This window comes from Methanobacteriaceae archaeon (genome assembly GCA_013403005.1).
Lineage (GTDB): Archaea > Methanobacteriota > Methanobacteria > Methanobacteriales > Methanobacteriaceae > Methanobacterium.
This window is the reverse complement of sequence record JACBOA010000002.1, coordinates 119,133-131,997: the sequence shown is the minus strand read 5'-3', so window position 1 is coordinate 131,997 and position 12,865 is coordinate 119,133. Positions and strand designations below refer to the sequence as shown.

General features: G+C 37.9%; 15 protein-coding genes, 1 tRNA gene and 1 pseudogene. 9 read left to right on the top strand and 8 right to left on the bottom strand.

Annotation, left to right across the window (positions count from 1 at the left end; translation table 11 throughout):
• Positions 1 to 89 precede the first annotated feature (89 nt).
• The 3 genes from HVN35_03005 to HVN35_02995 all read right to left on the bottom strand — a co-directional run bounded on the left by HVN35_03005 (position 90) and on the right by HVN35_02995 (position 2,656).
• Positions 90 to 575 (bottom strand): tryptophan-rich sensory protein, encoded by a 486-nt coding sequence (locus HVN35_03005; protein ID NYB51520.1) that lies wholly within the window; start codon positions 573 to 575, stop codon positions 90 to 92.
• A 129-nt stretch (positions 576 to 704) separates the two neighbouring features.
• Entirely contained in the window at positions 705 to 1,178 is a 474-nt protein-coding gene (locus tag HVN35_03000) for a pyridoxamine 5'-phosphate oxidase family protein (GenBank protein NYB51519.1), read from the bottom strand.
• Between the two features lie 110 nt (positions 1,179 to 1,288).
• Positions 1,289 to 2,656, bottom strand: a complete 1,368-nt coding sequence (locus tag HVN35_02995; protein NYB51518.1) for an MBL fold metallo-hydrolase — start codon at positions 2,654 to 2,656, stop codon at positions 1,289 to 1,291.
• Positions 2,657 to 2,867: 211 nt separating this feature from the next.
• On the opposite strand from HVN35_02995, the gene HVN35_02990 reads away from it, so the two are divergent.
• From HVN35_02990 to HVN35_02980, 3 genes are all read left to right on the top strand, one after another.
• The gene (locus HVN35_02990) at positions 2,868 to 3,809 is read left to right on the top strand and encodes an ATP-binding cassette domain-containing protein (protein ID NYB51517.1); all 942 of its coding nucleotides are present in this window, start codon (positions 2,868 to 2,870) and stop codon (positions 3,807 to 3,809) included.
• 2 nt (positions 3,810 to 3,811) lie between these two features.
• The gene (locus HVN35_02985) at positions 3,812 to 4,576 is read left to right on the top strand and encodes an ABC transporter permease (GenBank protein NYB51516.1); all 765 of its coding nucleotides are present in this window, start codon (positions 3,812 to 3,814) and stop codon (positions 4,574 to 4,576) included.
• Positions 4,577 to 4,921: 345 nt separating this feature from the next.
• On the top strand, positions 4,922 to 5,071 hold the full coding sequence (locus tag HVN35_02980; GenBank protein ID NYB51515.1) for a hypothetical protein: 150 nt from the start codon (positions 4,922 to 4,924) through the stop codon (positions 5,069 to 5,071).
• Between the two features lie 183 nt (positions 5,072 to 5,254).
• Here HVN35_02980 and HVN35_02975 read toward each other — a convergent pair.
• A pseudogene (locus HVN35_02975) lies at positions 5,255 to 6,624 on the bottom strand (cation transporter).
• Between the two features lie 288 nt (positions 6,625 to 6,912).
• Between HVN35_02975 and HVN35_02970 the strand changes: the two are divergent.
• The 4 genes from HVN35_02970 (at position 6,913) to HVN35_02955 (ending at position 9,741) form a co-directional block, all read left to right on the top strand.
• Positions 6,913 to 7,566, top strand: a complete 654-nt coding sequence (locus HVN35_02970) for a hypothetical protein (GenBank protein NYB51514.1) — start codon at positions 6,913 to 6,915, stop codon at positions 7,564 to 7,566.
• Positions 7,567 to 7,652: 86 nt separating this feature from the next.
• Entirely contained in the window at positions 7,653 to 8,282 is a 630-nt protein-coding gene (locus HVN35_02965) for a Dna2/Cas4 domain-containing protein (protein ID NYB51513.1), read from the top strand.
• A 94-nt stretch (positions 8,283 to 8,376) separates the two neighbouring features.
• A tRNA-Gln gene (locus tag HVN35_02960) sits at positions 8,377 to 8,448 on the top strand.
• A 21-nt stretch (positions 8,449 to 8,469) separates the two neighbouring features.
• Positions 8,470 to 9,741 carry an ATP-grasp domain-containing protein gene (locus tag HVN35_02955; protein NYB51512.1) on the top strand — a complete coding sequence of 424 codons (1,272 nt, stop codon included), beginning with the start codon at positions 8,470 to 8,472 and terminating at the stop codon, positions 9,739 to 9,741.
• A gap of 69 nt (positions 9,742 to 9,810) precedes the next feature.
• Here HVN35_02955 and HVN35_02950 read toward each other — a convergent pair whose 3' ends face one another.
• Together HVN35_02950 and HVN35_02945 are read right to left on the bottom strand one after the other, a co-directional pair.
• Positions 9,811 to 10,008 carry a hypothetical protein gene (locus HVN35_02950; GenBank protein ID NYB51511.1) on the bottom strand — a complete coding sequence of 66 codons (198 nt, stop codon included), beginning with the start codon at positions 10,006 to 10,008 and terminating at the stop codon, positions 9,811 to 9,813.
• 226 nt (positions 10,009 to 10,234) lie between these two features.
• On the bottom strand, positions 10,235 to 10,639 hold the full coding sequence (locus HVN35_02945) for a DUF61 family protein (protein NYB51510.1): 405 nt from the start codon (positions 10,637 to 10,639) through the stop codon (positions 10,235 to 10,237).
• Positions 10,640 to 10,705: 66 nt separating this feature from the next.
• Here HVN35_02945 and HVN35_02940 point away from each other — a divergent pair, with 66 nt between their 5' ends.
• Together HVN35_02940 and HVN35_02935 are read left to right on the top strand one after the other, a co-directional pair.
• Positions 10,706 to 11,041, top strand: a complete 336-nt coding sequence (locus HVN35_02940) for a hypothetical protein (protein NYB51509.1) — start codon at positions 10,706 to 10,708, stop codon at positions 11,039 to 11,041.
• Positions 11,042 to 11,096: 55 nt separating this feature from the next.
• The gene (locus tag HVN35_02935; GenBank protein ID NYB51508.1) at positions 11,097 to 11,507 is read left to right on the top strand and encodes a hypothetical protein; all 411 of its coding nucleotides are present in this window, start codon (positions 11,097 to 11,099) and stop codon (positions 11,505 to 11,507) included.
• 320 nt (positions 11,508 to 11,827) lie between these two features.
• Here HVN35_02935 and HVN35_02930 read toward each other — a convergent pair whose 3' ends face one another.
• Both HVN35_02930 and HVN35_02925 read right to left on the bottom strand, forming a co-directional pair.
• A complete protein-coding gene (locus HVN35_02930) occupies positions 11,828 to 12,211 on the bottom strand; it encodes a DUF22 domain-containing protein (protein NYB51507.1) in 384 nt (127 codons plus the stop codon).
• A complete protein-coding gene (locus tag HVN35_02925; protein NYB51506.1) occupies positions 12,211 to 12,864 on the bottom strand; it encodes a V-type ATP synthase subunit D in 654 nt (217 codons plus the stop codon). Before HVN35_02925 ends, HVN35_02930 begins: the two co-directional genes overlap by 1 nt.
• Position 12,865 lies beyond the last annotated feature (1 nt).

The following is a 12,865-nucleotide window of genomic DNA, read 5'->3' as shown; positions in this document are numbered from 1 at the left end:
CATGTGATTGAGAATTAAAAAGATTGAAGTTGAAAATAAAAAAAGGATGATTGTCCAATGGGGATGATTTGTATATTCAATTAAGAATTTCAATTAAGGATGAGCACGCTGTAATTTAGATAAGAGGCGATACTAACCCATATGATGTATGGTATGAGTAAAATCCCTGCTGGTTTTGATATGACGTAAAAGGCGATAATGTTGGCCAGGATGGCTATCCATAATAGTAGTATTAGTATGAAACCTCCCAGAATGGATTCTAGTCCAAAGAAGACTAAAGACCATACCACATTAAGTGCTAATTGCACTGCGAATATTAAAATGGCAAATTTAACATCCCTTCTTTCCAGGCCTTGTCTCCAGACCAGGAAAAGAGCAATACCAATCAATATGTATAATGTTGACCATATGGGTCCGAACCATTCATTGGGTGGTGTCCAGCTGGGTTTGGCCAGATTAACATACCAGGTGGTTATCTGGGGGAAGGTTACTGCACTCCCCAGGCCACCTGCAAGAAAAACAATAAGTACAGAAGCAATTAATTTGGGAATTTCCCGAATATTAAAACTTTCCATTCATTCCATCCTCCCTTTCATGTGTATAATATGGATATTTCATTTTTTTTATCTAATCTGGAATGTTTTATTGATTTGATGGGGAATGATTATTTTTTTATTCCTATTCTCATTCAGTATTCTTAAGTGTTAAACATTTTTAAGAGCTATGATCTTTTTAACATTCACCAGCTTCCATACAAAACAGCGTTCTCCTTTAAGGAGAGATTCTGGAGGATCATCTGGGGAGTGGCCCAGGGCAGCCAGCACATTGGAGGAGAGATTTTTATCCTGGATCATGTCTACGAACATCCTCTTTACTTCAACTTTTTCATCCTCATCATCAACCGGGTTAATATTTCCCTGAAGTGTCACGAAAGCATAGTTTGACATGTCACATTCGTAATGCTCAATCTCCACTGCAACCTTAGGGTCTTGCTTTAAAAGTTCCACTTTTTTACCGTACTTGGTGCTGAGGAAGTAAATAAACTTACCATCAAAAACATATAAAAATGGTGCAATGTAGGGGTATTCACCTTTAAATGCAATTCTGCTTAAATATTGTTTCTTAATAAATTCATCGTACTCATTTTTACTCATGGAAGGAATTTTCAAAATGTTCAACATGCATCACCACTTGGATGTCTCATTTTTCTTTTTATATAGTTTTCCACAATGATTTTAAGACTTTTAACCATAGAACTTTTAAACCATAGAACAGATCATGGTTTTTTTTATTTTTTTACAACATTATACCCTGCTTTTCTCCAGGCGTTAATACCCCCTAAAACAGTGTTCAAATCACTGTAACCATTTTTCTTGAGGAAGCTACATGCCAGTGTTGATTTATAGCCAGAATCGCAGTAAATAACCACAGGGATGTTTTGGGGTATCTCATCCATTTTGCCAGGAACATCCCCTACATAAATGTGTTCTGCACCTTCAATGTATCCTTGCTCCCAGTCATTGATTTTACGCACATCCAGCAGGAAGAATTCACCTTTAAATTGATTTTTGTTCAGTTCCTGCACGGTCCAGACTTTAAGGGTGCTGATTTTTTCTGCATGGAGGTACCATCCAGGGAATCCATCCTTCAGGAAGCTGTGAAGATTGTCAAAACCCAGTCTTATCAGGGAGTTTCGTATTTTATCTAAACTACAACCCTGATCATTAACCAAGATGATGGGGTCATTGTAGTTTAGAAACCAGCCAGCAAAGGCAGCAACACCCTCTCTCCAAATATTAAGACTTCCTGGAATGTGCCCACCTGCAAAACTGGTGGGTTTTCGAACATCCAGAATCTGAGCACCCTCACTTTGCATTTCTTTAAGAACCTTAGCAGGGATAGACTTCATGTAGGGAAGCCTTCCCAGTATAGGCGCGCCCTTCAGATTGTATTCTTCCATTTTCTGGAAGTAGGGGGGTGTGTAATGAAATTCTTTAACTTTAAAATCAACAAATTCTCTTTTAGAGCTGGAATTTAATTGTTGGTTTGTTTTCTTTTCATAACCTACTGTAGTGTAATCCTGCTCCCTTATATCTGCACCGCAAACTGAACCTGCTCCATGAGCCGGGCATAGGATGGCCTGATCACCCAGGGGAAGTATTTTGCTGAAGATACTGTCATAAAGCAATCCTGCCATCTCTTCTCGTCGATTAATCCCATAAAAATCAATTCGCCCTGTTTCCCCGGCAAAGATCACATCACCAGAAAATATTATCTGAGCTTCATTAGAAACTGCCAAATCCCTTAAAACAAGGGATATGCTTTCCAGGGTGTGACCAGGAGTTTCCAGGATTTCCAGTTCAACATTACCCAGTTGAAATTTATCTCCTTCACTAACTGAATTACCATAAGCAAAATCAAGACCCCTTCCATGGAATATTTGGGCATCAGTGGCATCTGCCAGTTCCAAAGACCCGATAACATAGTCTTCGTTACGATGGGTTTCGAAGATATGGGTTATATCCAAGTTGTGTGATTCTGCCAGGTTCAGGTAAACTTCAATATCCCGGCGAGGATCAACAACTGCTGCTCTTCCACTGTTTCCAATAAAATAGGAGTGATGTGCTATTCCTTCGGATTTAATCAGCTTAAATATCAACTTTATCCCCCTCTAAATCTGCTGATTATATTATATAGTAATATTTTGTTTTATTTTTTTTGGCAGAATGAATCCCAGATGATGAAAATTTTCCTGCATGGTTCGATATTATTAAATCTTACCCCAACCAACTACTATTATTTAATGTTATTATCAACACTATCACCCAATTTTTTTTCATAATAACTTAGTTTTATGGAGGAAGATCATGGAATACATCATTGAAACCCATGAAATAACCAAAAAATATGATAATTTCACTGCAGTCAATGGAGTGAACCTTAAAGTCCCAAAAAATAGTGTATACGGAGTTTTAGGTCCGAATGGGGCGGGTAAAACCACTTTAATTTCCATGCTGTGCACCATACTGCACCCCACCAAAGGTTCAGCTACGATTAATGGATACGATGTTGTAAAAAATCCCAAGGAGGTTAGAAAATCCATAGGGATTGTCTTCCAGTCCAGAGCTCTGGATGACATGCTCACTGGACGTGAGCATCTTCAAATGCATGCATCACTCTATGGTGTGCCCAAGGATGTTCGGCAGAAGCGTATTGAGGAGATACTGGATCTCATTGCCCTGGGTCATAAGGCAGATGAATTCGTTAAAACCTATTCTGGAGGGATGAAACGTAGACTGGAGATAGGCAGAGGTTTGATACACCATCCGAAGGTTCTTTTCCTGGATGAACCCACTTTGGGGCTGGATCCTCAGACTAGAGAGAGTATATGGGAGTATATAAAAGATTTAAACCAGAATCGGGACGTTTCTGTATTAATGACCACTCATTATATGGAAGAAGCAGATAGGCTGTGTGATGAAGTGGCCATCATAAATCAAGGTCAGATTATCACTGCAGATTCACCTCGAAATCTTAAAAGAGAGTTAAAGGCTGATACCATTACCATGCATGTGGATAAACTGGAAAAATTCACAGGACTGGTGGAGAAACTGGATTTTGTCCGGGATATTTATGTGATGGACTCAGAGATCAAGTTGATGGTGGAGCGTGGTGAGAACCTGGTAGCGGAGCTGGTGAATTTTGCCAATGAACATAAAATCTTCGTCAATTCCATAGAACTGGAACACCCCAACCTGGAGGATGTGTTCATGAAATACACTGGCAGAACCATTCAGGAGGAGGGCTGATCATGGCAGAACTTGAGGGAATATACACCATCTGGCTAAGGGAAAACAAGAAATTCTTCCGTTACCGTTCACGTATAGTAACCTCGGTGGTAACACCACTCTTATGGCTACTTATATTTGGAACTGGCCTTGGTTCGGCCATACGTTTCGGGAACATGGCAGGAGGTTACCAGGCCTTCATCTACCCGGGGATCATTGCCCAGACCATACTTTTCACCTCGGTGTTTTCAGGACTTTCCGTGATACAGGACAGGCAGTTCGGTTTCCTGAAGGAGATACTGGTGGCTCCCATATCTCGTCCATCAATTGTCCTGGGAAAAGCCATTGGAATTAGCACCACGGCCCTAATTCAGGGATTAATACTTCTCTTACTCTCTTTTGTAGTGAGTGTTCCCATGGATATTCCCACTCTTTTAACATCCACCTTGGTGATAATCCTTATTTCCCTGGGTCTATCTGGGATGGGACTGCTCATTGCCTCTTTCACAGACAGTATGGAAGGCTTCAACCTCATTATGAGCTTCATTGTAATGCCCATTTTTCTCCTTAGCGGAGCTCTTTTCCCTATAACCGGACTCCCCACCTGGTTACAGGCAGCAGTCTATGTAAACCCCTTAACCTATGGGGTGGATGCATTAAGGGGTATAATCCTGCACCAGTCCGCACTTCCAGTCTATGTGGATGTACTGGTGGTGGCAGTGTTTACAGTCCTCATGATCCTGATATCTGCCCTGATATTCAGCAAAAAAGAGCAGAGTTTAATGTAAATTTTGTTTAGGGATTTTAATTAGACTCAAAATTTCATTTTTTTAGCTGAAACATGACATGGGGGTGGTGTATATTTCGTTATAGTATTCTATAACGAAGTATGATTAAAATTTTCCAATTTTTCAATTAACTATGAACATTTATATCCTAGAGTGATCAATGGAAGATTATATTCCTGTTAGAGATCCCTGGTGGATTTTCTGAAATTAAAATTGATTATTTTATTAGCTTTTTACGAACTGTTCGTTTGTTGCCTAACTATATAAGTTACTTCAAATTAAAAATTATCTGGAGAGTATAAGGAGAGCTTATCCAGAGACTATACTGGAGAGGAGATTTTATACATGGGAAAATTTTATAAAATACGCGATTTTCTGGATGATGAGAGCGTAGAAAAGTTCATAAACGAACTTATTGAAGATAATATCGAATATTTAAGGGTTAAATACAGGCAATTATTATCAGCAGCACATAATGCCAAAAATAAGTTTTAGAATTATAATTTTTCTAAGAAAAAAAAGTATTGAAATAATAAAAAAAATTAAAACATTTTAGACCTTCTTTTTATCCCTTTGCACTTCTCACATTCTCCTAGTTCTCATATACTTTTATTTCATACAAATCTGATTAACATCTTTATGTGCTACTTGATAGATGTGACAGAATAGAAATCAGTTCTATTTGGCATTTACCGTATCCTCGGCCATGGCCAGAAGTAGGGTATCTGGGAGATGAACATCATAGTAGTCAAAGTTTGCCATAAAATCCTTCAGATAATTGCTTCCAGTAGCACTTAAGATGTAGGACTCTCCCTCTAACATAAGAAGACCTTCTTTTTCAAGTGGACTTACCAGTTCCTCAAAGATTTCATCAAAGTCATGGACTTCCTTAACTGTGGCATTAAGTTCTGAAAGGACTGGGATATAATTCGTTGGACTGAATGCTGTTTTTAAGGATGAAACAATTTCTGGTCGTGTTTTCTTCTGCCCACTCCATAAAATGTATAATATCCAGTTCTGGAAGGCCATCTTTTTATTCTCTTCCCAGCATTCCTCCAGAGGAAGTTTATATTGTGAATAATCTTCTTCTTCTCCTTTACTGGCTGAAATAGCCTCTCTGAGTAGATCTACTGCGTCTTTGAAGATTCCAATGGATATAAATGATGCGATAAGAGCATCTACAAAGTAAATACCTTGCAATGTGAAAATTGCCCCGGCAATAACTGATAAACCTATAAATATGTGGTTCTTAGAGTCCACTGACTGGGATATGAGAGTAAGATTGTAATTCACCTTTCCCACATAGCGCTGGTAGTAGAATAGGAAGAAGGCTGCTAAAATGTCTATTCCCTCCACCACTATAACCAGATAGGGCATTCCCATAGGGTCCAGCACTCCATAATAGGCACTTATGAGATGTGTAACTGAATCATAACCAATGCTCAGGGAAGCGAAGAATAAACCAAATATCACCAGAAGGGTTGAGAGTGTTTCACGGTGGTACTTGATTCCCAGCCATACCATAAAAGCAGAAATGGTGTCCATGGTGGCATCGGTACCATCGGCAGTGAGTCCCACACTTCCACTCACCAGCCCTGATCCTAGCTTCATAATTGCCAAAAAGGCATCTAATACTGTGGTGTTTTTGGCAGCTGCGTCAGGTTTGAAGAAATCCTTACGTACCAGCGCTGCTTTTTTCTCCATGTTACGGACGAATTTTTGAGCTTCTTCCTCTCCTTCTGGTGTCAGCGAATACTTACCACCTTCCAGAATAACCCATCCATTTTCAATGAGTTTTTCACATTCTTCTTCGGTCTTACCCACCTTTTTAGATGATCTTTGGTCTTCTATTTCATATATTAAGTGGGATAGTGTGAAAAACATCTTTTCCATTAAAGGTTGTTCTTTTTCTGGTAACTGCTGGCACCAGATAAGAGATAAAAAAGGATGGTCTTATCATCCAATTCCTCTAAAGTAAGTGCTCCATCTTTCAGGAGAGCCATCATCAAGAATCTATCGTATCCTAAAATAGTATTTTTGTTGTCCATTCATTCACCTTTATACAAATTCATAAAGCAACATTTTTTTTATACGAATCGGCAAGTCATATTATAGTCATTATAATATCTTCATATAAAACTAAAACTCAGGAGTATTGTTTTAAATAGAATTCCTATGTCTGGGGTTAATAATGGGTTGCAGTGTGATTTTTTTAACTTAAGAAACTTTATGAAGTGCAAGAACATAACTTAAAAAATAGGATATGGTAAAATCTTTACTTAGTTGCTAAATATGATTTTTAAATAGTATTTTTGAATCTTTAGGGGTAGATCAATTTGGTGAAACTGGTAAAATCACAAGTCAAATGCTATAAAAAGAAGACTAAGAAAAACGTGGGAGGTCAGAAAAAGACCTATGAATACAACCAGTATCTGGTTCCCCTTAAAAGGTCGGATAATCTTGACTGCAGCATGGAAGTATTTGTCATACCAAAAAGTGATCTGGGAAACATAATTGACGAGGAAGGTAAGTTAAGGGATATTTCAGTGCAGGAAGATGAATACAAACGTCATTTGGCTGAATATGAAACTGAACTTGCAGATCTTGAATGGAAACACAGTCAGCTATCTAAATCATACAAAGAACTTTTCAAAAAACAGAATAAAACGCGTAAAAAGAACCAGGAACTGGAAAAAATAGTTGAGGCACTGAAAAGTGACAGAGAAAAACTTATAGCAGCACTTCAAAAGGTCAAGGATGCCAGAATGAATGAAAACAAAGATATTCCAAAAACAGTATCTAAAGCAGGTTCAAAGGAAACCATTAAGGATAGTTCATTGGTTGAAAAAGTAGAAATGATTGAAGGCTCTAAAGTTGATAAAATTGATGAGAATAAAGAATCGAAAGAGATCAAGGATAGTAAAGAAGATAAAGATCTTTGGACGGTTCTACGTAGCCGTCTAATTAAGAAAGAGGAAGATGAAAAGTAGGAAAGGTGTTTAAAATCCAGCAAAGTCTTATAGGTGGTGAAAAACCCCAAACTAGATCCAAAGTGCACCCTAACATATCACAAGTAATGATTATTGGAGGGCGCAACAACTTTCCCATAAGCTGGTTGAATAAACAGGGATACTGTGAATACAGCATATTCCTGGAAAATTTTCAGGGAATTGAAGTACAACCCACCAGAAACATGGTCATCGGCACCAGGGAACATTCCAGATTAGAAGAGGAATTTCTGCGTGATGCTGAACCCGCCACATTTGAAGAAATGATAGAAACCTCGAAAACAGTAGAATTACTATCCAGAGAACTGCCCGTACTCTCCGAGCGCTACGGAATCCGTGGCTACATTGATGAAGTGTGGATGATGCCTGATGAATTCGTGATCATTGATGACAAACCTGGAACAAGGGCATTCCCCTCTGCAATTAACCAAGTATTGGGTTACTGTCTAGCATTTAAAGACACCGTGAAAGAAGATAGGAAGATAATAGCATCCCTAAGGGAAAGGGGAACAGATAACATTTTCTGGTCAACATATTTCGATGAAAATGCAGAGAATAGTATAATATCTCTAATCAACAGGATTCAAAACTTAATTTCGGGTGAAGAGGAATTCATACCCACAAAAAATCCTAGAAAGTGTCTAAAATGCCGTTTAAAGAGAAAATGCAATAAAAAAGCCCTCCCAAGCTCAATTTAAATCATCTTATCTGCTTTAAATATATGGTAGATAAGTTTAAATATTACCTCTTTCTAAAAGGAGATTGCTGCACATGCGGCCTTTTTTATGTTTTAGTCCCGTAGGGTAGTGGTAATCCTGCTGGTCTTTGGAACCGGCGACGGCGGTTCGACTCCGCTCGGGACTATTTATTTTCAAGGGTAATTACATGGAAAAAGTTCTAGTTGCGGGTGTTAACACCCGGGCTGTGGCCTGTTCCCTTAAAAAGTTAGGATACCAGGTTTATTCAGCGGATTATTTTGGAACCATGGATCTGAGGACTTGTGTTGATAAATTCCTTTCAGCTTTGGATCAAAAACCACAAAAATCATGCGGCAGATTCACTCAATGTTTCAACCCCTTAATTATTGAGAAGATGGCCCTGGAGATGGCTGGTGATGCTGATGGGATAATCTGTTGTGCTGGTGTATCTCCTGCTATCTTTCCTTCCAAGAAAATCATGGGCAACACCAGAGTAGACACTGTTGAAGATAAATATCGACTTATGAAGAAGCTTCAAGGTAAATTCCATGTTCCAGAAACCCATCTTATCAAGGATATGGAAGATGCCCGGGATATTGCCAGCAGTGACCCAGATAAAAGGTTTGTCTTAAAGCCCAGATATGGTTCAGGTGGCTATGGGATTCGATTTTTAAATGAGATTCTAAAGAGATCATCTTCAGACTCTAATTGTGAGATGGATGCTAGTTCATTGGATGTTAATTTTGAGCTTGATGATGGTGGATGGATTCTGCAGGAATTCATTCAGGGTGAAAATGCCAGTGCTTCTGTTCTTGCTACTGGCACTGATGCCAGGACCATACTCACCAGCAGCCAGATCATAGGTGATAAAGTACTGGGTCAAAGGGAACCCTTTGGTTACTGTGGAAACATAGTACCCTATAACGGAGATACTTACCTGGGAGAAAATCACAGTGGAAGTTACTATCGCGACAGCAATCATCGAGATAAAAAAAATGGAGACTCATGTAGGGATGATTCGAAAATCTCTGAAATTGCTCAAAAAGTGGTGAGCCATCTATCCCTAACTGGCTCCAATGGGGTAGATTTCATGATAAGAAATGGTGAAGTATTTGTAATTGAGGTAAACCCCCGCCTGCAGGGAACATTTGAATGTGCAGAACTGGCCTTGGACATAAATATGGCAGAAGCACATCTTGAAGCCTCGCAGGGGCACCTCATGAACATTCCACCTCCCAGTAAATTTGCAGTGAAAATGGTAATCCATGCCCATCACAGATCACAAGTGGGTAATCTCAATTTTGATGGAGTTTGCGATCTACCCAATAAGGGGGTTATTATTGAAAAAGGAGAACCAGTGGCCACAGTTTTAACTTCCAGTACAACCAGGGAAGATGCGCTTTACTCTGCTCGAAAAATTGTACAGAGGGTTTATAAATCAATAAAACCCGAAATATAACACTATTTACATATTTTATTAGAATTATATCCTGGCTAAACTTATTTTGCCATATATGGCTTGTTTAACTTATCTAAATAGCACACTTAAAATGAAAATCAGGGTCCCGATTACAATAAGTACTGTTACCATTATCTCCGCCCCGAAAGCTAAAATAGATAATTTAGCCATTTTATCTGGATCTTTTTTTATCTCTTCCCAATCAAAATCATATAAAAAGTCATAATAGAATGATTTCATTGATTTCCATATCCTTTTAGGTCCCATAACGAATTCATCCTAATTAGTTTTTATTTTAATTATTTTAATGAATATAATTGAGTTAATTGTAGTGAATTCACGTTTTATTTATAAATTAAATTTATTTATAATTTAAATAAATAATTTGAGTAACAAAAAAATAGTATTTGCTGAGTTAGAATGTTTTTTATCTTTTTTGCATTAGCTTGTTTTGCATATATTACTGAACCTTTATTTAATGAACCTAATGTACTTACCGTACCAGGAACATGTACTGTGATGTGGTAGGTAACTCCAGCCTTACTAATTTTATGTCAGGTCGGTAGATATAAATTTCTTCACCGCAATCTTCACGACCCAGGATCTGGCACACCAAACTACATTCCAATCTACCAGCAATACGCGAACCACTCATATCTGCATCAATCTCAATATAAAGGGGAAGTTTCAACCGACCCCATGATTCCCTTGGAATCATAGACGAGATTTTTTTAAGTTCATTTTTCTTGAAACGGTGCCTTGTTCCATCAGATCCCAGTACATGGGGTTTATCTTCTTCTAAAAGCTCCTTTAAATTCTTCCTACGCCTTGGAAGGTGTCGGTTCAGGCTCAGAATCTGTTTTTTCAGCAGATTTTCTTCTCGATTATAGTCTCTCATTTTAGTTAAGATTTTATTCTTGGAAGGATATAATATTGTAGTATAAAAATAACTATGGTGGGTACAGTGGATATTGATATAGAACAGTGTAGAGAGAATGATAAGATAAAAGAGATAATCAGTACTAGCGGTCTTCCAATAAAGCACATAAAACTCCTCCTCAGATTGTCTGACACCATTTACATCAATGCCATTAACTATAACGTTATAATTGAGGGTAATCAAGTGACGATTCTATTAATATCCTCCAAACCAGAAAATAAAACCGGAATATTAAATACTTTTTCCATTACCAATGTTCTTTATAAGTTAAGAGATATGGAAAAGGAAAATGATGATCTTAAAACCCATTGCGAGGTAGAGGGTAATCTTTTTAAAATATTAATCGATGTAAATTCGTAAAAACAGTATTTAAAGGACATTAATCAAATTAAATCTTTTTTTAAACGGTGCCAGAATGAAGATTGAAGATTATCATAAAATAATTGAGGATATTTATGATACTAACTTGGAAGCAGATTCTATTGCGGATTCAAGAAGGATATTGGTTGAACTTACCGAAAAAGAGATGATCTTAAAGGATTTGAAAAAAAGCGTGCGTAGGGATATTAAAAACATTCAAATGGCTTATTTAGAGAGAAAACGTCAAATTAACACTGATTATGCTGGTGGACGTTCTCCTGGAGTTGTATCGAGGTTCAGGGGGAAATCTAAAATTAAAGAGTTGAAAAAGCTTGATAAAGAGCGTGATGAATCCTTGAAAGATTATGAAGAGGTTAAATATCTGGTGGATGATCTGATCCTTCAAATAGAAAAAGCAAAAGAGCCCCTAAATAATTATATTAAAAAGAAATTGTTTGGAGTATAGTGACATATTTTATCTAAATTTAGATTCATCTGCTTATAATTCAATACTTATAATAATAAACGTACCTTACGCGTATGAGGTACGCTGTGAGGAATAATATTTATTCCTTTTAATATCCATTTTTTATCTAATTTTCTGTCGTGAATATGAGAGGATTAACATTATAATACAGCAATTAAAGTTAGAAAAAATTTGCATTATAAAATAACAATTTTGATGGGGATATCCCTTATAAAAATTGATCAAATGAATATTTCAAATTGAAATGTATAAAAATAAAAAAATAATAGAATAAAAAGTTATTTATCAGGTATTCTCCCTTAGAAATTCAATTCCACAGGTAAGAGTATTAAAATGCCTAATAAATCATTTTTTTCTACTTTATAGTCTAAGGCCGCAGCGAAGAGTGCGTGGTCTGCTGTCCGTTCCATGCTTATGGGTAGGTAAGTTTCCTCACCAACTGCCAGTGTATGTCCGTATTTATTGGTTCCGTAGGCGCTGATGAAACATATGTGGTTGGCGTTGATGTTGATTTTTTTTATCTTGACTGGTTTGTTTTCTCCTGCCTTGAACTTTTTGTCTTCATCAGCAATTATGGCTCTAACCTTCCCGGAGATAGTTCCGATCTCAAAATCAATGGCAGGTTTGGCCTTCTTCATCTGCTCTTTTTTAACCTGATCCAGTCGGGTTATAATACGAACCATTAAATTGCCTCCTCAGCTTCTTCCATGGTTTTTTTGATCATCTTCAACCTAACGAAATTCTCCCTTTCCATCTCTTCCAGGCGCATTTCAATGTACTTGACAGTGTTTTCCAGTCGGGGAATGATGATGTGTTCCAGGGCGTTCACCCGTCGTTTGGTGGATTCAATTTCACCTGCCAGTAACATTATGGTCTTCTCGATTTCTCCCAGTTCAATGATGAGCTGTATGGATTCTTCGAATTTTTTGGCTGCTTCATCCAGTTTGACTGAGGTGTCGGTGAATCCGTAACCACGTTCTACAATGGTTCTCTTTTGAGTTTCTGAGTCAATTACTGGCACTACAACTCCCATAACACTCCTGGAGTCGATGTCAACGTCAACTGATTCAGTAACGGACATGGCAGCTTTTCGCACGGCGAGATCTCCCATGGTTACCTGGGCTGCAGTTAAGTCCTGATATGCTTCCTGAAGTTTCTCTGTAACTTCATCACGGGACCCTTTCACCCTCTCCAGGATGTTGAAAAACTCCATGATCAGAGCGTTCCTTTTCTCTTTAAGGAGGCTGTGACCTTTAACTGCGAGTTTTTCTCGCTGTTTGAGTTTTAAAAGCTCCATCCTGGTGGGGTTGATGCCTTCAATCATTTCTTGTGCCATT